Here is a 19,826-nt window from a genome sequence, read left to right as displayed (position 1 = left end):
GTGTTGGCCAGGCAACAGCGTGACGACGCGATCATGTCAACGCAAGGGGCTGCGAACGTGAATTTGGATCTGAGGGTTCGCCATGTGCGTTGCGGTGAAGGGGAGTTCTCCGTAACTGGTGGATTCTGTCGGGCGGGATGTGCCGCACACGACTGGTCGCCTGCGCCAAATCCAGCCCGTCCGGCGTTTGAGGACGCGCCCGGAGGGCGCTCCCGCCGTAGGCGGCAACGGACCCGCACCCGGAAACGAGCCGCCACCGCAGCCACCGGTCAAGGCCACCCCCTAGGGTGGCGCCGTGCTCGCCGCCGCAGCCCTCCTGCCCGTCAACGCCACTCTCGGCGTGGTCCTCGCCGTCCTGCTCGTCGCCACCGTGGGGGTCGCCGCCCTCGCCCGGCTGGCCGACGGGCGGGAGCGCGGCTACGCCCGCGCGATCGCCGTCGCCGGGCTGCGCGCCGCCGTCCAACTGGCCGCCGTCTCCGCGCTGATCGGCTGGGTGGTCCACGCCCTGCCGCTGCTGCTGTGCTTCGTCCTGCTGATGTTCGCCGTGGCCGTACGGACGGCCGGGCGCCGCGTCACGGACAACGCCACCTGGTGGTGGGCGGCCGCGCCGATCAGCGCGGGAGTGCTGCCGGTGGTGGTCACGCTGCTGCTCACCGGGCTCGTCCCGCTCAAGGGCATCGCCCTGATCCCGATCACGGGCATCCTCATCGGCGGCGCGCTGACGGCCACCGTCCTCGCGGGGCGGCGTGGGCTGGACGAGCTGCGCACCCGGCACGGCGAGGTGGAGGCGGGGATGGCGCTCGGCCTGCTCGACCGCGAGGCGCGGCTGGAGGTCGCCCGCCCCGCGGCCTCCGACGCGCTGCTGCCGGGCCTGGACCAGACGCGCACGGTGGGGCTCGTCACACTCCCGGGTGCTTTCGTGGGGATGCTGCTGGGCGGGGCGTCGCCGGCGCTCGCGGGGGCGGTGCAGCTGTTCGTCCTGGTCGCGCTCATGGCCGTGCAGGCGGTGGCGGTCGCCGTCACGCTGGAGCTGATCGCGCGCGGGGTGCTGCACCGGGAGCCGTCCCCGGGCGGGCCCCGGTGGTACGGCCCGAGACGGTTCCGCGGATCGTCGCGTACCCTGAACGGAGCAGAAGGGGAGTAGCTCTTCGCCGGACCGTCGACATACTGCTGGGTCACACCAGCCGGCGCCCGGAGGCGGACGGAAGTCTTCCGTAGGCCAGCGAGACCTTCGGCCGCAGTGTCCATGACGCTGCCGTGCCGAAGCGACCCCTGAATTCCCGCAGGTCTCTCGGTACGGCGGCCCCACCTACCGAGGAATCCCCTGTGTTCAGCTTCACCGTCGCCGCCCTGGTCTTCGGCGTGATCTTCCTTGCCGAGCTCCCCGACAAGACGGCTCTCGCCTCCCTGATGCTCGGGACGCGCTACCGCGCCTCGTACGTCTTCGCGGGCGTCGCGGCCGCCTTCCTCGTGCACGTCGTCCTGGCGATCGCCGCGGGCAGCCTGCTGACCCTGCTCCCGCAGCGGATCCTCCAGGTGATCGTCGGCCTCGCCTTCCTCGCGGGCGCGGCCGTGCTCCTCTTCAAGAAGGACGACGACGAGGAGGAGATCGCCAAGCCCGCCGACCAGTCCTTCTGGAAGGTCTCCGGCGCGGGCTTCATGCTGATCCTGGTCGCGGAGTTCGGCGACCTCACCCAGATCATGACCGCGAACCTCGCCGCCCGCTACGACGACCCCGTCTCGGTGGGCGTGGGCGCGACGCTGGGCCTGTGGGCGGTGGCCGGCCTGGGCATCGTGGGCGGCCGCACGCTGATGAAGTACGTCCCCCTGGCCCTGATCACGAAGATCGCGGCCCTGGTGATGCTGGCCTTGGCGGGCTTCAGCCTGTACGAGGCGGTGGCGGGCTGACGGGGCCGGCTCTCAGGCCCCCACCACCCCGTCGATCCCCTCGCGCAGGAAGTCCGCGTGGCCGTTGTGGCGCGCGTACTCGTGGATGAGGTGGAACATCACCAGGCGGAGCGAGACGTCCGCGTCCCAGCGGGGCTGATGGGCCGTCACGTCCAGGGATTCCGCGGCCAGTTCGATGCGGCGCGCGTGCTCCACCTCCGCCTGCCAGGCGGCGAAGGCCTCCGAGCGGGTGGAGCCGCTCGCGTCCATCGCCGCCTGGTAGTCGCCCTCGTCGGACCAGACCAGGGGGATGTCCTCGCCGTTGATCACCCGGCGGAACCAGGTGCGTTCGACCTCCGCCATGTGCCGCACCAGGCCGAGCAGCGTCAGTGTCGACGGCGGCATCGAGCGGCGCCGCAGGTCCTCGTCGGAGAGGCCGTCGCACTTCATGGCGAGCGTGGCGCGGTGGTAGTCGAGAAAGGCGCGCAACGTCTCGCGCTCGCCGCCGGTGAGGGGCGGTCCTATGCGTTCGGTGATTTCCACGGGTGAGCCCTTTCGACGGCGAAAGGGCTCACTTTATGGGGCGGCCGCGCCGTGGTGCCGCTCTTTTTCCGGTGGAGTGGGGTCTTGGCTTCGGCGACCCCGGCATGACGATTTCGTCATACGCTGCGGATGTGGCGACCCCCGCGAAGCAAGAGATCTACAAGCACCTGCGTGCTTTCGCCGAGCACTTCGCGCCGCCCCCACCGTTCAGCCCCCACGTCGAGATCAGCGACGGCCTCATCATCATGATGATGAGGCCGTCGGGCCGTCACGACCTTGCAGCCTTGCGCATCGAGCGTCAGCTCCAGCCGCAATTGCCGGAAGGAATCGTGGCCACGACCTCGGGTGACATCGAGGAAGCCGGTCTCGGGCAGCTGCGCCGCCCGGATGTTCTCGTCCTTCCTGAGGCAGCCATGGACACGGACGCCGCCATCAGCCCTCGTGCTCTCCTCGCGGCTGTCGAGATCGTCTCCCCCTCCAACCCGGAGAACGACTACGAGAGCAAGTTGCACCACTATCCGCGACTCGGCATTCCCCACTACCTGATCGTCGACCCGCGTGACGGCACTTGCGTGCATCACTGGGCCATCGGAGTCCGGGAGGGGAACGCGGTGTACGAGGCCCGTGTCCCTTATGTGTTCGGCGACCGGATCGCCATCGGTGACTGGGTCATCGACACGAGCGAACTGCCGCGGTACAGCAAGGAGGCGTGTTGATCGCGGCTGATCTTGTGCGTGCCCGGAGGGTGGCGCTGGGGCTCTCGCAGGTGGAGCTCGCGTCCCGCGCGGGGACCGGGCAGGCGTTCATTTCGCGGGTCGAGTCCGGGAAGGTGATCCCCACCATTCCCGTACTCCAGCGGCTGGCTGCCGCGCTGGAGTGCGACGTGGTCCTGGAATTCTCGCCGCGCCCGTGATCCCTCCGGGGTCGCGCGGCTCCCCTCAGCCCGCGATGCGCAGGGCGATCCCGCCCTCCGCGAGCGCCTCCACCCGTACGTGGGTGAGGTCCGGCACCGCCACGTCCGGGCCGTGGGCCGCCGCGCCGCTCTATTTCCCGTGGAGCGCCCGGCATCGGGCGATGTCGGCCGGTCCGTCGTCCGGCAGTGCCAGGAAGTGGTCCAGCTGCCATGCCTGCGTGCTGCGCGCCGTGCGGTTCGGGGCGGTGACCCACGGCGGGTAGACGCGGAAGGCCCGCTTCCCGCCGATGCCGTCGGTCGAGACGATGCCCCGTTCGCGGAGTACTTCGCGCGGCAGGACGAACTGGCCGAAGCCGTGGTCGTCGCGGGTGCTGATGACGAAGAGGTCGACGGGGTCCGCCGCGTCGAAGGGCTGGATCGGTCCGCCCGGGGACCGCTTCCACACCGTGACGAACTGGCCGGCCTTCGTCGGGGTCGTCTTCGCGGCGCGGAACCTGACGGAGAGCCCGTCCAGGTTGAACGCGTACGCCCCGTACTCCGCGCTCTCGGCCTCGGGCACCGGATCGGAGCAGGTGAACCCGCACGGGTCGTACGCCAGCGTCTTGGCCGCGAGCAGGTCGGGGTGTGGGGCGTGCGGCCGGGACGCGGGGCTCGTGGTCATGACCTCATCCTGCCTTCGGCCCCGGGCGGCGCGAAATCGGGCTCAGCCCGCGATGCGCAGGGCGATCCCGCCCTCCGGCAGCGCCTCCACCCGTACGTGCGTGAGGTCCGGCACCGCCACGTCCGGGCCGTGGGCCGCCGCGCGGGGGCCGATGCCCACGACGCGCATGCCGGCCGCCTTGCCGGCGGCGATGCCTGCCTCGGAGTCCTCGAAGACGACGCAGTCGGCGGGGTCGAGGCCGAGGTGGGCGGCGCCCTTGAGGAAGCCCTCGGGGTCCGGCTTGCTCGCGCCCACGGACTCCGCGGTGACCCGCACCCGCGGCATCGGGAGCCCGGCCGCGCCCATGCGGGCCTCGGCGAGGCCGCGGTCGGCGGAGGTGACCAGGGCGTGCGGGAGGGCGGCGAGGGCGGCCATGAAGGCCGGGGCGCCGGGGACCGGCACGACGCCGGTGACGTCGGCGGTCTCGGCCGCGAGCATGCGGCGGTTGTCGGCGTGGTTCTGCTCCATGGGGCGGTCCGGGAGCAGGACGGCCATGGTCGCGTAGCCCTGGCGGCCGTGCACGACCTTCAGCACCGCGTCGGCGTCCAGGCCCTGCTCGTCCGCCCAGGCCCGCCAGCAGCGCTCGACCACGGCGTCGGAGTTGACGATCGTGCCGTCCATGTCCAGCAGGAGGGCGCGGGCGGTCAGGGTGGTCGTGGTGGGGGCGTTGGCCGGCATCGGCGACTCCAGAGCGCGGGAGGAAGACAAGCGGCTCCGCCCGCCGGTCAGGGAATACGAGCGGAGCCACTTTGTTCCTTAACGATACAAAAAGTCGTGCGGAACTCCAACAGCCCAGGTCCAGCCTTGATCGCCGGCAAGGCCGCGCTGTCGGTGGGCTGCCAATGGCCTACCCCGGCGGGCCGGGCGGCCCGATCCGGAACACGATGGGACGGGAACACCGTGCCGGCCGCCCGGACCGGGCAGCCGCACCCGAGCGCCATCCGAGTCGCACCCAGGAGCCAGCGCATGGCGGACGAGACCCCGGGCCCCTCCGTGGCCGCCGCGGAGCCCGTGCCCGTACCCGGCGAGGGACAGCCCCGGCGCACCGTGCTCATCGCGATCGGCGCGCTGCTGCTCGGCATGCTGCTGGCGGCCCTGGACCAGACGATCGTCTCCACCGCACTGCCCACGATCGTCAGCGACCTCGGCGGCCTCGACCACCTCTCCTGGGTCGTCACCGCCTATCTCCTCGCGTCCACGGCCGCGACCCCGCTGTGGGGCAAGCTCGGCGACCAGTACGGGCGCAAGAAGCTCTTCCAGACGGCCATCGTCATCTTCCTGATCGGCTCCGTGCTGTGCGGGATCGCCCAGGGGATGGGCGAACTCATCGCCTTCCGCGCCCTGCAGGGCCTGGGCGGCGGCGGGCTGATGGTGCTGTCGATGGCGATCGTCGGCGACATCGTGCCGCCGCGCGACCGCGGCCGCTACCAAGGGCTGTTCGGCGCGGTCTTCGGCGGTACGAGCGTGCTCGGCCCGCTGCTCGGCGGCCTCTTCGTCGACCATCTGAGCTGGCGCTGGGTCTTCTACATCAACCTGCCCATCGGCATCGTCGCGCTCGGTGTGATCGCCGCCGTCCTGCACATCCCGGTCCGCCGTACCCCGCACCGCATCGACTACCTCGGCACCTTCCTCATCGCCGCCGTCGCCACCTGCCTGGTGCTGATGACCTCGCTCGGCGGTGTCACCTACCCCTGGTCGTCCTGGCAGGTCATCGGGCTCGGGGTGCTGGGCGTGGCGCTGCTGGTGCCGTTCGTGCTCGTGGAGCGGCGCGCGGCGGAGCCCGTGCTGCCGCTGAAGCTGTTCCGGATCCGGACGTTCTCGCTCTGTTCCGTGATCGGCTTCGTCGTCGGCTTCGCGATGTTCGGCTCCATGACCTATCTGCCGACCTTCCTCCAGGTCGTGCAGGGCGTCTCGCCCACCCTGTCGGGCGTGCACATGCTGCCGATGGTGGCGGGCATGCTGATCTCGTCCACCGGCTCCGGACAGATCGTCAGCCGCACCGGCCGCTACAAGGTCTTCCCCATCGCCGGCACCGGGCTGACCGCCATCGGACTGCTCCTGCTGCACCGGCTGGATCCGGCCAGCAGCACGGCCGAGATGAGCGGCTACTTCTTCGTGTTCGGCTTCGGGCTCGGCCTCGTCATGCAGGTGCTCGTGCTCATCGTGCAGAACTCCGTGGGCTACGCGGACCTCGGCGTCGCCACCTCCGGCGCCACCTTCTTCCGGTCCATCGGCGCGTCCTTCGGCGTCTCCATCTTCGGCACGATCTTCACCAACATGCTCGGCCCCCGCATCGCCGACGCCCTCGCCGGCGCGCACCTGCCGCCCGGCGTCACCCCGGAGCACCTCAAGGCCGACCCGCGCGCGGTGTCCGCGCTGCCCGCCGGACCGCGGGCCGGCGTGCTCGACGCCTACTCCACGTCGATCACCGAGGTCTTCCTCTACGCGGTCCCCGCCGTCCTCGTGGCCTTCGCCCTCGCCTTCCTCCTGCGGGAGGAGCCGCTGCGGGGCAGCGTCACCGCCCCCGACACCAGCGAGGTCCTCTCCAGCAACCCCGTCGAACGCACCTCCCGCGAGGAGTGCGCCCGCGCGCTCTCCCTCCTCGGCAGCCGCGAGGGCAAGCGCCGGATCTACGAGCAGATCACCGAACGGGCGGGCCTCGACCTCCACCCCGCCGCGAGCTGGATGCTGCTGCGCATGAACCGGTACGGCTCCGCCGAGCCCGCCCTGCTCGCCGAGCGCGTCGACATCCCCCTGCGGATCGTCACCGAGGCCGCACAGCAGCTGGAGTCCCGCGGCCTCGCCGTACGCGAAGGACTCCCGCTGATCCTCACCACCGAGGGCCGCGACATCGCCGAACGCCTCTTCCGCGCACGCGAGGAGTCACTCGCCGAACTCCTGGGCGACTGGTGGTCCGAGGACCGCCCCACCGACCTCCACCGACTCGTCGCGGAACTCAACGCGGAACTGTGCGGCTCGGATTCGGAACAGCCCCACAACGGCCCGGCGAAGCGGGACCACGATCCGCGGCGGTGAGGCACCCCGACATGTCACGGGCAGCGCGTCGCCGGCCGTACGGATCCGGCCAGTTGTGGGACCTTGTCAGGTGACCCGGGGGTGGCCTGCGTCTGTCCTTCAGGACTCAGTAAGGTCTCAAACAGCTCTACGAGGGTGACCGATCTGGGCGACCGGAGGAGTGGCGGGGCGTGGCGAATGCACAGAGGGCCGGGCTGGGGAGCCCCCCGAGGACGGGCTCGCGCACGGGCCTGGCCCTGGGCGCGCTGTGGCTGCTCGCGGGCGTGCTGGCCGTCCGTCAGGCCGCGGTGGTGCTGCGGCTCCCGCCCGAGCGCCGCCTGACCGACCTCGAACGGTGGATCGGTGACAACGGTGTCCTCCATGTGAAGGGATCGCTGTACGACACCGACAAGTTCACCGGCACCCCCTTCGCCGGCCTCGTGCTCAAACCGCTGACCAAGGCCGCCGAGCACAGCCTCGGCATCGGCTGGACCCTCGGCACCCTCCTGCTCGTCGTCGCCCTCGCCCTGGTCGCCGCCCGCTCGCTCCCCGCCCCGGTCAGCCGCCGCACCACGCTGCTCGCGGCCCCCGCGGCGATCATCCTGGCCGTGCTCTCGCTGCCCGTGCGCAACACCTTCCCCCTCGGCCAGACCAGCATCATCCCGGTGCTGCTGGTGCTCCTCGCGTGCTGCCTGCCGCGCCTGGCCCGCGGCTCCGGCGTCGTCCCCGGCGTGCTCGTCGGACTCGCCGCCGCGCTCCAGCCCGCCGTGCTGCTCTTCGCCGTGCTGCTCTGGCTGACCGGGCGCCGCCGCGCCGCCGTCGCCTCCGGCCTCGCCTTCGCCGCCGGCACGGCCGTGGCCTGGGTGGCCATGCCGGACGACTCGTGGACGTACTGGATCCACCACGTCGCCGGGGCCGGGCTCGGCGAGGCGCCCGACGGCCTCGCCAACCAGTCCCTGCACGGCCTGCTGCTGCGGGTCGGCCTGCGCGGCCCCGCCGAACTCACCCTCTACGCCCTGCTCGCCGCCGCCGTCACCGCGCTCGGCCTGCGCCGCGCCGCCCGCTACGCCCGCGACGGCCAGCTGCTCCTGGCCACCGCCCTCACCGGCTGCGTCGCGGTCGCCGTCTCGCCCACCGCCTGGCAGCACCAGCAGCTGTGGATCCTGCTCGCCGTCGTCGGCCGCGTCGGCAAGCGCCGCGCCGACCGGCTCGTATGGCCCGTCCTGGTCGTCCTCGTGATGACGCTGACCAGCACGGTCCTCATGCCCGACAACCCCGTGCTGCGGCCCGTCGGCGACAACGCGCCGCTGCTCGCCGCGCTCATCGCCGCCTGCGCGGTGCCCTTCCTGGCGCGGACGTCACCGCTGTGGGACCGGCCGGAGCCGACACCGGTCACCGAGCCGCAGCCGGGGCGCTTCTCCTGGGTGCCGCTGGTCCACTTCTGGAAGCGGCCGCTGTCCCGGCCGAACGTCTTCCTGGAGCTGATGCTGATACGGGTCGGCTACTTCGCCTACTCCTTCATCCGCGGCAGCGCGCCCGACGAGCGCGCCCTCGCGGAGTCCCACGGCCGGCAGATCCTCGGCGCCGAGGAGTTCCTGCACATCGACGTCGAGCACGGCTTCAACCACTTCGTGGCGAGCGTGGACTGGCTCGCCGACAGCATGGACTACTACTACGGCACCTTCCACTTCCTGGTGCCGGTCTCGCTGCTCGTCTATCTCTACGTGCGCCGCCCCGGCACCTACCGCTGGGCCCGCACGGCCCTGTCCATCGTGACGCTGCTGGCGCTCGTCGGCTTCTGGGCCTACCCGCTGGCCCCGCCGCGCCTGATGCCGGGCCGTGGCTTCATCGACACCGCCAACGGCCCGCAGGACCTCGCCAACCCCGACTTCGGCGCGCTCACCGAGCTCTCCAACCAGTACGCGGCCATGCCCTCGCTCCACATCGGCTGGTCCCTGTGGTGCGGCGTCGTGATCGCCGTGGTGGCGCCCAAGGTGTGGATGAAGTGGCTGGGGATGCTCTATCCGCTGATGACCTTCTCCGTCATCGTCGGCACCGCGAACCACTACGTCCTGGACGCGGCCGGCGGCGCGCTCGTGGTCGCGTCGGGCTTCGCCGTCCAGTACGTGCTGACCGGGCCGGGCCGGAAGGCCCTGGGGAAGGTGCCCGGGGCGCGGAGCGCGGGCGACGCGCTGGCCGCCCCGGAGCCGACGGAACCGGCGCGGGCCAAGGGCTGAACGCCCGGCCCCGCGCCGGTCCCCGGGGCCGCGTGGGTCAGCTGTTCACCGTGATCTGCGAGGACGGGTCGGTCGTGTCCGTGATGTCGTAGGTGGCGTTGAAGAGCGACGTCGTCGTGGCGGTCGGGCAGCCGAAACCGCCGGTGACCTTGACCGGGGCCGCGCCGTCGGTGACGACGAGCTGCGACGGGGCGCCGTTGTCGAAGGTGGCCGCGAGGTTCGCGGACGCGTCCGGCGCCGCGGTCACCGTGCAGCTGACCAGCCCGCTGGTCTGCACGACCAGGCCACCGGTGGGGATGGACAGGGTGGCCGTCGACGGCGTGCCGTACTGCATGGCCACGCTCCAGGCGCCGGACGTGGTGACGGTCGCGCTCACACCCGCCTGGCTGGTGGTGCACGAGTCGTACGTGGGTGAGTTGATGCCGCTGCCGACCGGGCCCGCGTCGTTGTGGTTGGCGGGGCCGGCGGGTATCTGGTTGTTGGCGTCGCCGCCGCCCGCGGTGGGCTGCGAGCCGGAGACCGCGCAAGTGACGAGCACCGGGCCGAGCTTGAAGGTGGCCTTCCCGTTGAGCGTGGCGGCGAAGTAGTGACCGGCGGGGGTGACGGTCGTCGACCCGGCGTCGGCGGTGTGCGCGCCCGCGGTTCCGGCGAGGGCGAGCCCGGAGGCGAGGGCGAGTCCGGCGCCGGACGCGAGCAGGGCGCGGGTGCGGGGTCTACGAGCGGTCATCGGAACTCCTCTGGTGCGGAAGGTGGGGACGGGGACGGTGGTCGATCTCCCGGCCGGGGCCGGGGGGTCGCGACGGCTCGGCGGGTACCCAGGGCCCGATCCCGGCGGAGGGCCCGGCGGGAGGCCGGGTCGCCCCTGGCGGGGTCGTCTCCGGCCGGGTCGCCTCCGGCGGGGGAGCGGGGGCCTGCGGGCCGGCGCTGGGCGGGTCCGGCGGGGGAGCGGGCGGGGCGTCGCCCGGAGGGTCTGCGGGTGATTCGTCCTGAGCGCCGCGTCCGGCTGGTGGTGTTGCCGGGTCCGCGGCCGCGGACGGCGGCCTGCCTCGGGCGGTTCCGGGTTCCCCGTCGGCCCGTGCCGGGGCCTCGCCGGGCGGTCCGGCTTGAGCGGTGGGCAACGGTCCGGCCGCCGGGGCGCCGGGCGGTGGATCCGGTGGTGGCCCGGCAGCTGTCGGGGTGGCGGACGGGGAACGGGACGATCCCGCCCGCGGGGCGGGTGCCGGGTCGCCCGGTGCCCCGGGCCCGCCGTCCGGGCCCCCGGCGGCGTCGGCCGGCGAGGGGTGCCCGTCCGGCGCGGTGCTCGGAGGCCCGGCCGCCGGATCGCCCGAGGGCGTCCCGGTGCTTTCGGGCGCGGCGCCGGAAGACGGCTCGCCCGGCACGCCGGGCTCACCGGTCGGCGGACTCGGATCGTCCTCGCCGGAAAGCGCGCCTCCTCGATCCGGTACCGGCCCCGCCGGCACCGGCTGCCAGGCGAAGATCATGCCGCCGCCCATGACACCCAGGAGCGTTCCGATCAGGAAGCCGCCGAGGTTGGACATGACGAGCGCGGCCGCGGCGACCATGACGGTCACGATCCCGGCCAGCGTCCGGTACTGCGGGGCGAACCACGCGCTGAGGCCCATCAGGACCATGACCAGGCCCAGGAGGACCGACGGGATGCCCGCGATCCCCTGGTGCAGCATGATCTTCAGCGGGGCGAGCGGGATGGCACAGATCTCCAGGCCGGCCAGGGTGGCGGCCAGGCCGCCCCAGAAGGGGCGCCCCTTGCGCCAGCGGCGCCAGGCCAGCCAGGGGTGGCGTGGCGGGCGGCCGGACTCGACGCCGACCGCCACGTCAGAAGCACTCCCGCTTGCCCTTGGCGATGTCCATGCTCAGGCCGGACAGGGTGAACGTCGCGGCGTTGGTCGCCCAGGCGACCTGCTGGAGATCGGTGATGGTCACGTGGTCGGCCTGCTGGGCGAAGAGCCCCTGCATGCCCTGCGCGTCGCGCGGCCCCTTGTCGAGCGTGGAGGCGTCCCGGCCGATCTCGAGCTGCTTGAACTCGGCGTCGCCCCGCAGCTGCGTGGCGTCCACGAACATGTCCTTCGCCTTGACCGGGTCCTTGCCGCCGCCGGCCTTGAGGTTCAGCGAGACGTCGCCCACGAAGGGGATGCCGATCACCACGGACTGGCAGAGGTTCCTCAGCTCGGCCTTCTTGATGGCCGTGATGGCGACGGGCAGGAGATCCCCGGGCTTGTCCTTGCCGACCTGGCCGTCCACGCCGCCGTACTGCGCGAAGCCCTCGCCGTCCAGACTCTTGGCGCTGACCTTGAACTGCTGCCCCGACACGGCGAACGAGGCCGCCAGCGCCCCGTCCGCGAGCGCGATGGCGAGCGCGGCCGTGGCCGCGAAGCCGGGCACGGCCAGCACGGCGAACTTCCGCCACCTGACGCGTCCCGTCACCGGTCTTCCTTGGGTGTCCTTCATGCGTTGTCCTCTCGGAGAGCCGCGTGCGAGCGGGGGAGTGGCGTGATGAGTCGTGCCTGGCCCGGAGGTGTACCCGAGAGTAAGTCCACCCGTGTCCGTCGGCAAGGTCTTGGTACGGACCGATTCAGGCTGAAGTAAAGGAAGTTGACGTTGTATCAGGTCAGAGGCGCGGTCGCGTCCAGCGGATCCTGCGGTCGCGCCTGTGAGCCGTCTCCGCCTGCGGCGGGGGCGGGAGCTCCCCCAGCTACCTCCCCCGGACTCCACCCGCGGGTGCCCCCATCGGGCTGAAAAGAAAAGAACGGCGCGCCCCACGACCTTGATGTCGCTCTCCGGCGGGAGGGGGTGGGGCCGGAGGGTGAGGTTCTGGAACGCGGTGCGTTGTCAGGGCACTAAATGCGCGTGACGGTGCCATGCACCGCGTTCCAGGTCCTCAGCCCGGAGGACCCACCCCCGGCACCCACCACCAACCAGCCCGTCCGGCGCTTGAGGACACCGCCGCGCAGCGGTGGTGCGCAGGCGACACCGCCCGCAGAACCGCCCGCAGAGCCGCCCGCAAGATCCGCCGGACAGGCCTACGCGTAGCGCACCCGCAGTTCCTTGATCCCGTTCAGCCATGCCGATCTCAGTCGCCGTGGCTCGCCGGCGAGCCGGATGTCGGGCAGGGTGTCCGCGATCGCGTTGAAGATCAGGTCGATCTCCAGCGCGGCCAGCGACTTGCCCAGGCAGAAGTGCGGGCCGCCCCCGCCGAAGCCCAGGTGGGGGTTGGGGTCCCGGGTGATGTCGAAGGCCTCGGGCCGCTCGAAGACCTCGGGGTCGTTGTTGGCGGAGGCGTAGAAGATCCCCACCCGCTGCCCCGCCTTGATCTTCGCGCCACCGAGCTCCGTGTCGCGCGTCGCCGTCCGCTGGAAGGAGACCACCGGCGTCGCCCACCGGACGATCTCCTCGGCCGTCGTCGCGGGCCGCTCGCGCTTGAAGAGCTCCCACTGCTCGGGGTGGGTGAGGAAGGCGTGCATGCCGTGGCTGATGGCGTTGCGCGTGGTCTCGTTGCCGGCGACGGCCAGCAGCAGCACGAAGAAGCCGAACTCCTCCGGGGCCAGGTTGCCCTCGTCCTCCGCGGCCACCAGCCGGCTGACGATGTCGGCGACCGGGCACTCCTTGCGGGCGGCGGCCAGGGTCATCGCGTAGGAGATGAGCTCCATCGCGGCCGTCGCGCCGACCTCCTCGGTGATGGCCAGCTCGGGGTCGTCGTACGCGACCATCTTGTTGGACCAGTCGAAGATCCGCGCCCGGTCGGCCTGGGGGACGCCGACGATCTCGGCGATGGCCTGGAGCGGGAGTTCGCAGGCGATGTCCGTGACGAAGTTCCCGCTGCCCGCCTCACGGGCCTCCGCGACGATCGCCCGGGCGCGCTCGCGCAGCGCGCCCTCCAGGGCCCTGATCGCGCGCGGGGTGAAGCCGCGCTGGACGATCTGGCGCACGCGGGTGTGGTCGGGCGGGTCCATGTTGAGCATGATGAGCCGCTGTACGTCGATCTGTGCGCGCTCGATGTTCTCGTGGAAGCGGATGATTGCGGTGTTGAGGGCGGCGGAGAAGAGCTCCGGGTGGGTGGAGACCTCCCTGACGTCCGCGTACCGCGTGACCGCCCAGTAGCCGTCGTCGTCGAAGCCCGCGACGCCGTGCGGCTGGGCGTTCCACCAGACGGGCGCCGTGCGCCGCAGGGCGGCGAACTCCGGGAGCGGCACCCGCTGTTCGTAGAGGCCGGGGTCGGTGAGGTCGAACCCTTCGGGCAGCGCTGGGCAGGACATCGGCCACCACCTCCGTACTCCTGACGGGGCATCAGGTGTGCCCCGACGGTAATGAGGGGGCCGTGGAGAGGCAAGGGCGGGAACGCCATCTGTTGCTCGGGCCGGGGGTTGCGCCACCCTTGCGTACCGGGGGTAGCAGTCATAAGACTGCGAACGGAAGTAGAACGCGTACCAGTTCGGCGGGGGATCGGGGCCGGCTCGGCAGCGGCGGGTCCCGGGGAGCGAGGAGCGTGAGCCCGGGGCGCCGGGACGCCCTGCGGATGCCACGAAAGGACGCCACCATGGCCGCGGAACCCGTCATCGTCGAAGCCGTACGCACCCCCATCGGCAAGCGCGGAGGAGCGCTCGCCAACCTCCACCCCGCCTATCTGCTGGGCGAGACCTACCGGGAGATCCTCGCCCGCACCGGCATCCAGCCCGACTGCGTCGAGCAGATCGTCGGCGGCACGGTCACCCACGCCGGCGAGCAGTCCATGAACCCGGCCCGCACCGCCTGGCTCGCGATGGGCCTGCCCTACGAGACCGCCGCCACCACCGTGGACTGCCAGTGCGGCTCCTCGCAGCAGGCCAACCACCTCGTCGCCAACATGATCGCGAGCGGCGTCATCGACGTCGGCATCGGCTGCGGCGTCGAGTCCATGTCGCGCGTCCCGATCGGCAGCGGCTCCCGCAACGGACCCGGCAAGCCCTTCCCCGACGAGTGGAACGTCGACCTGCCCAACCAGTTCGAGGCCGCCGAGCGCATCGCCCGCAGACGCGGCCTCACCCGCGAGGACGCCGACGCGCTCGGCCTGCTCTCCCAGGAACGCGCCGCCCGCGCCTGGTCCGAGGAGCGCTTCAAGCGCGAGACCTTCGCCGTGCAGGTGCCGACGACCGAGGAGGAGCAGCTCGCCGGGCAGGGCATGTGGCGCCTCGTCGACCGCGACCAGGGCTTACGCGACACCAGCATGGAGGCGCTCGGCGAGCTGAAGCCCGTCATGCCCACCGCCGTCCACACCGCGGGCAACTCCTCCCAGATATCCGACGGCGCCTGCGCCCTGATGTGGGCCTCCAAACGCATGGCCCGCGCGCTGCGGCTGCGCCCCCGAGCCCGCGTCGTCGCCCAGGCCCTCGTGGGCGCCGACCCCCACTTCCACCTCGACGGCCCCATAGACGCCACCCGCGCCGTCCTCGGCCGGGCCGGCATGTCGCTGCGCGACATCGACCTGGTGGAGATCAACGAGGCGTTCGCGTCGGTGGTGCTGTCCTGGGCCCGCGTCTTCGACCAGGACCTGGAGAAGATCAACGTCAACGGCGGGGCGATAGCCCTGGGCCACCCGATCGGCGCGACGGGGGCTCGCTTGATCACGACGGCTCTGCACGAACTGGAGCGGGCGGACAAGGAGTTCGCGCTCATCACGATGTGCGCGGGCGGGGGGCTGGCCACGGGGACGATCATTCAGCGGCTGTGAGGGGGCCGTTCTTCCGGGCGGATCGCCACCGGCAACTGCCTCATCGACGCCGTCCAGTGCGCAGCCCTCGGGGAGTTGTCCGTGACGCTCCGCTCTTCGTGGGAGGAGTTGCCGAACACGCTTCTTGATGTTCGAGGCGCCTCTACAGTCGCGCGGGTGAGTTACGTGAGCCTGCTGAGACGCCGTCCGGTCCTCGTCCTGTGGCTCGCCGAGACGCTGTCCGTCCTCGGCGACCGGTTCTTCACCCTGGCGCTGGCGTGGACGGCCTGGCAGAGGTCCGGCGCGGTGGCCATGGGCCTGGTCGTCGTGCTCGAATCGGTGCCGCATCTGCTGGTCGGGTCCTTCGGTCGGCAACTGGTTGCCAAGGTCGCCTCCTTCCGGGCGCTGGCCGCTGTCGAGACGTTGCAGATCGCGGTGGTGGGGGCGATGCCGTGGTTGTGGCAGTCGATCGGGCTGGCCGGGGTCCTGACGGTGATCGTCGTGATCGGCACGTGCGACGCGCTGACCGGGCCGAGTCTGTCGGCCCTGGTCCCCGATCTGGTGGCGGGGGACCAGGTGCGGCAAGTGACGGGGCTGATGGACCTCTCGAACCGGCTGACCTGGTTCCTTGGCCCCGGGTCGGCGGCCGTGCTGCTGGCGTTCGTGGCCGCCGAGAACCTGTTCCTCGTGGACGCCGCGACTTTTGCCGTCTCCGCGCTCGCCTTCGCCTGGCTCGGCCGCGCGCTGCCGCCCGCCGCCCGCCTGACGGTGCCTGCGGCCGGCACGTCGGCGAAGCCGGCCGGGGCGAAGGTCCTGTCCCTGCTGCGGGCCCGGCCGCTGATCACGGGCGCGCTCGCGCTGAGCGCGGTGGGCGAGTTCTTCCAGACCGTGGTCTCGATCGGGGTCCCCATCTGGCTGACCGAGCGCCTGCACACGGGCCCGGGAGCCTACGCGCTGGTGCTGTCGGCCATGGGGATCGGCTCGGTGGCCGGAAACCTCCTGGCGGGGCACATGGAGCCGGCCGGCCGGTTCCCCGGCGGCTTGTGCGTGGTGTGGGCGGTGCGGGGGCTGCTGCTCGCGGCCATCGCGGCGAGCAACAGCCTGCTCCAGCTGGCCCTCCTGGTTACGGCCGGGAGCGTGCTGGTGCCGGTGACGTCGATCGGGCTGACTGCCCAGATCGCGTCTCTGGACGGGCCGGAGCGGCTGCGGATGTTCAGCGTGTACGGGGTGAAGCTGCACGTGGCGAGCATGGGCAGCATGCTGCTGCTGCCCGCGCTGCTCCAGCGGGCCCCGAAGGCGTCCTTCGTCCTGGGCGGCGCGGCGACGGCGGCGGCCGCGCTGGTCGGGTGGGCCGTGCTGACGGCCGTGAGCCGTCGCCAGGGCAAAAGCCCGGGCCAGCAGGTGGAGATGGCCCGTACCTGACCCGCCCGTTTCTACTCCTTGCCCCCGACCGGGCGCCGGGCACGGATGACCAGGGCCCGGTGGTCGCTCCCGGCGGGGGCGACCACGGCCACCATCTCCTGCGTGCTCAGGCCGGCTTCGGTGAGCAGGCGCTGCCAGGCGTCAGCGTCGTAGGAGTAGTGGACGACGGGCATGCGGGCGCCGGTGGCCAGGGTGAGGTTGTCCACGCGGCGGCCGGGTAGTTCCCCCAACCGTGGGGCGTTGACGGTGAACGCGAGCACGCCGCCGGGGACGAGCCGGTTGCGGATGGCGGGCAGCAGACGGGCGGGGTCGGAGTACCACAGGGCGCCGTAGATGGAGAAGCAGACGTCCAGGCGGGGCAGGCCGGCCAGGACCGCGGCGGCGTCGCCGGTCTTCCACAGGACGGCGGACAGGTCGCCGAAGCGGGCCTGGGCCTGATGGATGCGGGCCTCGGCGATGTCCACGCCGATCGCGAGGCGGGCTCCGTGGGCGGCGGCGTAGGCGGTGTGCTCGCCCGTTCCGCATCCCAGCTCGGCCACCCGGCGGCCGGCCAGGTCACCGAGGAAAGCGGCGCCGGGCCCGTGGCCGGGCCAGCACGTCCACTCGACGTCATCGGGGACCGCTTCCTGTGGCTGTGGTGCGGCGCCCACCGGGGCCTGGGCGGCGATGCTGTTCCAGGCGTCGGCGTTGACCTGGGCGTCGACCAGCGCGCGGCCATCGGCCGGCAGGTTCGCATCCGTCATGTCCGTACCCTCCCTCTCGCGGACACGGCGGGGGCCGGGAAGGCGTCCCGGCCCCCGCATGCTGGTGTGGTTACCGGCGACCCATGGCCGTGACGCGGTCCACCCAGTCGGTCTTCAGTGCGCCCAGCTCCGCGGCGAACCGCTCCAGGTCGGTGCCGTACGTGAGGACGCAGCCGCCCATCATGTCGGCGGACGCCTGGCATCCGTGGACGAGCCGACCGCCCAGGGCCGCGTGCGCGAGGACGGACTCCCGGCGGCGGGTCTCGTTGAACCACCCGCCGTGGTAGAGCTCGTCGACCTTCTTCCCTTCCTCCTCGGTGAAGCCGTACACCACGCTCGTGGCGACGGGGAAGAACCAGCACGGGCCGACGTTGGACAGGTGGCCATCCCGCTCAACCCGGTTCATAGCCATGATCGTGGTCGCCTCGCGCAGGGCCTTCAGCTCCCGCTTGCCGACGTCCAGGTTGCCCACCCCCACGTACTCGTCGCGGAACAGGTACCCGGCGACCTCGTAGGCGGTCGCCAGCACCTTCGCCGGGTCGTCGGTGGGCACGGCGTGGGCCTGGACGAACTCCAGAGCCTGCTGCTCGATCGCCTGCCCGCTGGTCTCCGCGGAGTCCAGCAGCTGGGAGCGAACCAGCTCCCAGTCCACCAGGAGCCAGCTGGGGTTCTCGTAACGGAAGAAGTACTGACCGGGGTTGATGCTGATGGTCCGGCCGGTGACGGTGATGCCGTCGATGCGGTTCCACGTCTCGGTGAACGCCTCGGGCAGCTCCACGGAGAACGTCCGGTGTTCGGTTGCGGTCGTCATGACGCGCCTCCCAGATTCCGGTGCGGAGGCACCCCGGTGGTGCGGGGTGCCGCTGACGGCCGGTCCGCCGCACGGGGAGAACAAGCCATACGGGCGGGCCGGCTGCCCCTAGGACAGCGCCGCCACCCGTGGTGCTGGAAGCAGTTGGAGGATGCCGGGGATTGCCGTCTGGTTGCCGACCGTTGCCTTCTGCCGGGGTGCCCGTTCCCGGAGACGCGAGCGTGGCAGCACACTGGGGCCGTCCCCTGGCCGGGAGGTGGTTGCCCATGAGTCCGGTGCTCGAACGCCATCCGCTCCACACACTCCTCGCGCGCGAGCGAACCACCGCCGCCGCGTACCTCAAGCGGGTCGCAGATCGCCACCAGGCCCTCGGCTACGGGCAGATGGCCCACCGCAAGGAGAAGTTCTCCCGCTGGATCAGCGGCACCGAACCGGAGCTGACCACCCAGCTCGCCATGGCCGACCTGCACGGCATCAACCCCGAAGAGGTCCACCGCCGTGGCTGGCCCGACTGGCTTCTGCTGGTTCTGCGTGACGACCGTTCCGTACGGGAGTTGCCGTGGACGGTGGCGGGTACGGTGGAAGCACTGGAGCAAGCGGGAGGGCATCCGGTGGACCGACGCGGCTTCGTCATCGCCTCGCTGGGCACGCTCGCTGTCACGGGCGCGCACTGGGCCGCCACCGCCCCTGCCGCCGTCGCAGCCACCCGAGGCCGCCGCGTCGGCACCGAGGCGGCCCAGCTCTTCGAGACCCGCCTGGACACCCTGCGGCACCTGGACGACGCCGTCGGCTCCACCCATGCCTACGACGCCGCCCTCGCCGAACTGCGGCTGATCACCGGCGTGCTCACCACCAGCACCTACACCGACGCCACCGGGCGCCGCCTGTACGCGGCCGCCGCCGAAGCGTGCCGGCTCGCCGGATGGTGCGCCTACGACAGCGGGCGCCTGGCGGACGCCGAGAAACGCTTCACCACCGCCCTGCGAGCCGCCGCCACCGGCAACGACCCCACGCTCGGCGCCGGCACGCTCGCCTTCTGGGCCAACCTCCGCTACAGCGGAGGCGACCCCTATGGCGCCCTCGGCCTCGTCGAGCGCGCCCTCGACTCCCGGCACAGGATCACTAGTGGCCGCGTGCTGGCCATGCTCCACGCCCGCGCGGCCCGGGCCCACTCCAAGGCCGGCGAACCCACCGCTGCCTATCGCGCCGTTGACGCGGCCTTCGCCGCCTACGACCGCGCCGGGCCCGCCGCACACGACCTGCCGTCCATGTACTGGATGACCCACGGCGAGGTCCACGAGGTCGCCGCGTCCTGCGCGCTCTCCCTCGGCGAGCCTGCCCGGGCTCTGGAGCACTTCGACGCCGCCCTGCGGCACGAAGACCCTTACGACACCAGCACCGAGGCCCGCGGCACGGGCATCTACCTCGCCCGCCAGGCCGAGACCCACCTCGCGCTCGGCGACGTGGACGCCGCCGTCGAGGTCGCCGAGCGGGCCATCGAGCGGCTGGGCGGGGCCGATTCCGCCCGCGGCACCAGCACCCTCGCCGACCTTCGCCGCCAGCTCGCCGCCCACCGCACAGCCCGCCCCGTCGCGGACTTCCTCGACCTCACCGCATAGCCCCAGGCCTGGCGGGCGGCCTGTGCGGCGACCGGGGAGCGTACGACCACGACCGGCTTGGCCCTGAGCAGGTTCCGCAACCACTGGCGGCTGGATCACGCACCCTGATAATTCGGGCGCGTCCGCGTGAGCTTAGAGGCTGTCTCACGTGGTGAGTTTCGCGAGTTTCTTGTAGCAGGTCAGGGCGGCGGCCAGGCCGAGGAGGGCGAGGAAGTGGGAGCCCTTTCGTTCGTAC

General features: G+C 72.1%; 18 protein-coding genes. 9 read left to right on the top strand and 9 right to left on the bottom strand.

What is annotated here, in order from left to right:
* Positions 1-295: 295 nt before the first annotated feature.
* Both AB0435_RS28870 and AB0435_RS28865 read left to right on the top strand, forming a co-directional pair.
* Positions 296-1,144 carry an ABC transporter permease gene (locus tag AB0435_RS28870; RefSeq protein ID WP_366006849.1) on the top strand — a complete coding sequence of 283 codons (849 nt, stop codon included), beginning with the start codon at positions 296-298 and terminating at the stop codon, positions 1,142-1,144.
* Between the two features lie 182 nt (positions 1,145-1,326).
* A complete protein-coding gene (locus AB0435_RS28865; RefSeq protein ID WP_366006848.1) occupies positions 1,327-1,908 on the top strand; it encodes a TMEM165/GDT1 family protein in 582 nt (193 codons plus the stop codon).
* 12 nt (positions 1,909-1,920) lie between these two features.
* Here AB0435_RS28865 and AB0435_RS28860 read toward each other — a convergent pair whose 3' ends face one another.
* Positions 1,921-2,430, bottom strand: coding sequence for a DinB family protein (locus tag AB0435_RS28860; RefSeq protein ID WP_366006847.1), 510 nt, complete (start codon positions 2,428-2,430; stop codon positions 1,921-1,923).
* A 131-nt stretch (positions 2,431-2,561) separates the two neighbouring features.
* Here AB0435_RS28860 and AB0435_RS28855 point away from each other — a divergent pair, with 131 nt between their 5' ends.
* Both AB0435_RS28855 and AB0435_RS28850 read left to right on the top strand, forming a co-directional pair.
* Positions 2,562-3,146: a Uma2 family endonuclease gene (locus AB0435_RS28855; protein WP_366428303.1), complete on the top strand. Its 585-nt coding sequence runs from the start codon at positions 2,562-2,564 to the stop codon at positions 3,144-3,146.
* Positions 3,140-3,343 (top strand): helix-turn-helix transcriptional regulator, encoded by a 204-nt coding sequence (locus AB0435_RS28850; RefSeq protein WP_366006845.1) that lies wholly within the window; start codon positions 3,140-3,142, stop codon positions 3,341-3,343. Before AB0435_RS28855 ends, AB0435_RS28850 begins: the two co-directional genes overlap by 7 nt.
* A gap of 130 nt (positions 3,344-3,473) precedes the next feature.
* Here the strand turns inward: AB0435_RS28850 and AB0435_RS28845 are convergent, their stop codons facing one another.
* Positions 3,474-4,004, bottom strand: a complete 531-nt coding sequence (locus AB0435_RS28845; RefSeq protein WP_366428302.1) for a MepB family protein — start codon at positions 4,002-4,004, stop codon at positions 3,474-3,476.
* 42 nt (positions 4,005-4,046) lie between these two features.
* Positions 4,047-4,721, bottom strand: a complete 675-nt coding sequence (locus tag AB0435_RS28840; RefSeq protein ID WP_366428301.1) for an HAD-IA family hydrolase — start codon at positions 4,719-4,721, stop codon at positions 4,047-4,049.
* Positions 4,722-5,009: 288 nt separating this feature from the next.
* Between AB0435_RS28840 and AB0435_RS28835 the strand changes: the two genes are divergently transcribed.
* Both AB0435_RS28835 and AB0435_RS28830 read left to right on the top strand, forming a co-directional pair.
* On the top strand, positions 5,010-7,079 hold the full coding sequence (locus tag AB0435_RS28835; RefSeq protein ID WP_366006843.1) for an MFS transporter: 2,070 nt from the start codon (positions 5,010-5,012) through the stop codon (positions 7,077-7,079).
* A 230-nt stretch (positions 7,080-7,309) separates the two neighbouring features.
* A complete protein-coding gene (locus AB0435_RS28830) occupies positions 7,310-9,295 on the top strand; it encodes a bifunctional glycosyltransferase 87/phosphatase PAP2 family protein (protein WP_366428311.1) in 1,986 nt (661 codons plus the stop codon).
* 37 nt (positions 9,296-9,332) lie between these two features.
* Here the strand turns inward: AB0435_RS28830 and AB0435_RS28825 are convergent, their stop codons facing one another.
* From AB0435_RS28825 to AB0435_RS28810, 4 genes are all read right to left on the bottom strand, one after another.
* Positions 9,333-10,022: a hypothetical protein gene (locus tag AB0435_RS28825; RefSeq protein ID WP_366006842.1), complete on the bottom strand. Its 690-nt coding sequence runs from the start codon at positions 10,020-10,022 to the stop codon at positions 9,333-9,335.
* Positions 10,009-11,127, bottom strand: a complete 1,119-nt coding sequence (locus AB0435_RS28820; protein ID WP_366006841.1) for a DUF6114 domain-containing protein — start codon at positions 11,125-11,127, stop codon at positions 10,009-10,011. Before AB0435_RS28820 ends, AB0435_RS28825 begins: the two co-directional genes overlap by 14 nt.
* Before the next feature lies 1 nt (position 11,128).
* Positions 11,129-11,761, bottom strand: a complete 633-nt coding sequence (locus AB0435_RS28815; RefSeq protein ID WP_366006840.1) for a DUF6230 family protein — start codon at positions 11,759-11,761, stop codon at positions 11,129-11,131.
* A 572-nt stretch (positions 11,762-12,333) separates the two neighbouring features.
* Complete coding sequence (locus tag AB0435_RS28810) at positions 12,334-13,566, bottom strand: cytochrome P450 (protein ID WP_366428300.1); 1,233 nt, start codon at positions 13,564-13,566, stop codon at positions 12,334-12,336.
* 281 nt (positions 13,567-13,847) lie between these two features.
* Here AB0435_RS28810 and AB0435_RS28805 point away from each other — a divergent pair, with 281 nt between their 5' ends.
* Entirely contained in the window at positions 13,848-15,017 is a 1,170-nt protein-coding gene (locus tag AB0435_RS28805) for a steroid 3-ketoacyl-CoA thiolase (RefSeq protein ID WP_366428299.1), read from the top strand.
* Positions 15,018-15,173: 156 nt separating this feature from the next.
* Positions 15,174-16,418 carry an MFS transporter gene (locus AB0435_RS28800; RefSeq protein WP_366428298.1) on the top strand — a complete coding sequence of 415 codons (1,245 nt, stop codon included), beginning with the start codon at positions 15,174-15,176 and terminating at the stop codon, positions 16,416-16,418.
* A gap of 11 nt (positions 16,419-16,429) precedes the next feature.
* Here AB0435_RS28800 and AB0435_RS28795 read toward each other — a convergent pair whose 3' ends face one another.
* On the bottom strand, positions 16,430-17,161 hold the full coding sequence (locus tag AB0435_RS28795) for a class I SAM-dependent methyltransferase (RefSeq protein ID WP_366006836.1): 732 nt from the start codon (positions 17,159-17,161) through the stop codon (positions 16,430-16,432).
* Positions 17,162-17,231: 70 nt separating this feature from the next.
* Entirely contained in the window at positions 17,232-17,972 is a 741-nt protein-coding gene (locus AB0435_RS28790) for a hypothetical protein (protein ID WP_366006835.1), read from the bottom strand.
* A 266-nt stretch (positions 17,973-18,238) separates the two neighbouring features.
* Here AB0435_RS28790 and AB0435_RS28785 point away from each other — a divergent pair, with 266 nt between their 5' ends.
* Positions 18,239-19,591: a transcriptional regulator gene (locus tag AB0435_RS28785; protein WP_366006834.1), complete on the top strand. Its 1,353-nt coding sequence runs from the start codon at positions 18,239-18,241 to the stop codon at positions 19,589-19,591.
* The last annotated feature ends 235 nt before the right edge of the window (positions 19,592-19,826 follow it).

Origin of the sequence: Streptomyces sp. NPDC051173 (assembly GCF_040689515.1) — a bacterium.
In the GTDB taxonomy this organism is placed as follows: domain Bacteria; phylum Actinomycetota; class Actinomycetes; order Streptomycetales; family Streptomycetaceae; genus Streptomyces.
Note: the sequence above shows the minus strand (reverse complement) of the source record. Positions and strands in the feature narration are given on the sequence as shown.

Bases quoted from the DNA above. Each gene is read 5' to 3' on its own strand.
- AB0435_RS28815 (WP_366006840.1), bottom strand. From the start codon at position 11,761: ATGAAGGACACCCAAGGAAGACCGGTGACGGGACGCGTCAGGTGGCGG.
- AB0435_RS28805 (WP_366428299.1), top strand. From the start codon at position 13,848: ATGGCCGCGGAACCCGTCATCGTCGAAGCCGTACGCACCCCCATCGGC.
- AB0435_RS28845 (WP_366428302.1), bottom strand. From the start codon at position 4,004: ATGACCACGAGCCCCGCGTCCCGGCCGCACGCCCCACACCCCGACCTG.
- AB0435_RS28785 (WP_366006834.1), top strand. From the start codon at position 18,239: ATGAGTCCGGTGCTCGAACGCCATCCGCTCCACACACTCCTCGCGCGC.
- AB0435_RS28790 (WP_366006835.1), bottom strand. From the start codon at position 17,972: ATGACGACCGCAACCGAACACCGGACGTTCTCCGTGGAGCTGCCCGAG.
- AB0435_RS28810 (WP_366428300.1), bottom strand. From the start codon at position 13,566: ATGTCCTGCCCAGCGCTGCCCGAAGGGTTCGACCTCACCGACCCCGGC.
- AB0435_RS28835 (WP_366006843.1), top strand. From the start codon at position 5,010: ATGGCGGACGAGACCCCGGGCCCCTCCGTGGCCGCCGCGGAGCCCGTG.
- AB0435_RS28840 (WP_366428301.1), bottom strand. From the start codon at position 4,721: ATGCCGGCCAACGCCCCCACCACGACCACCCTGACCGCCCGCGCCCTC.
- AB0435_RS28825 (WP_366006842.1), bottom strand. From the start codon at position 10,022: ATGACCGCTCGTAGACCCCGCACCCGCGCCCTGCTCGCGTCCGGCGCC.
- AB0435_RS28795 (WP_366006836.1), bottom strand. From the start codon at position 17,161: ATGACGGATGCGAACCTGCCGGCCGATGGCCGCGCGCTGGTCGACGCC.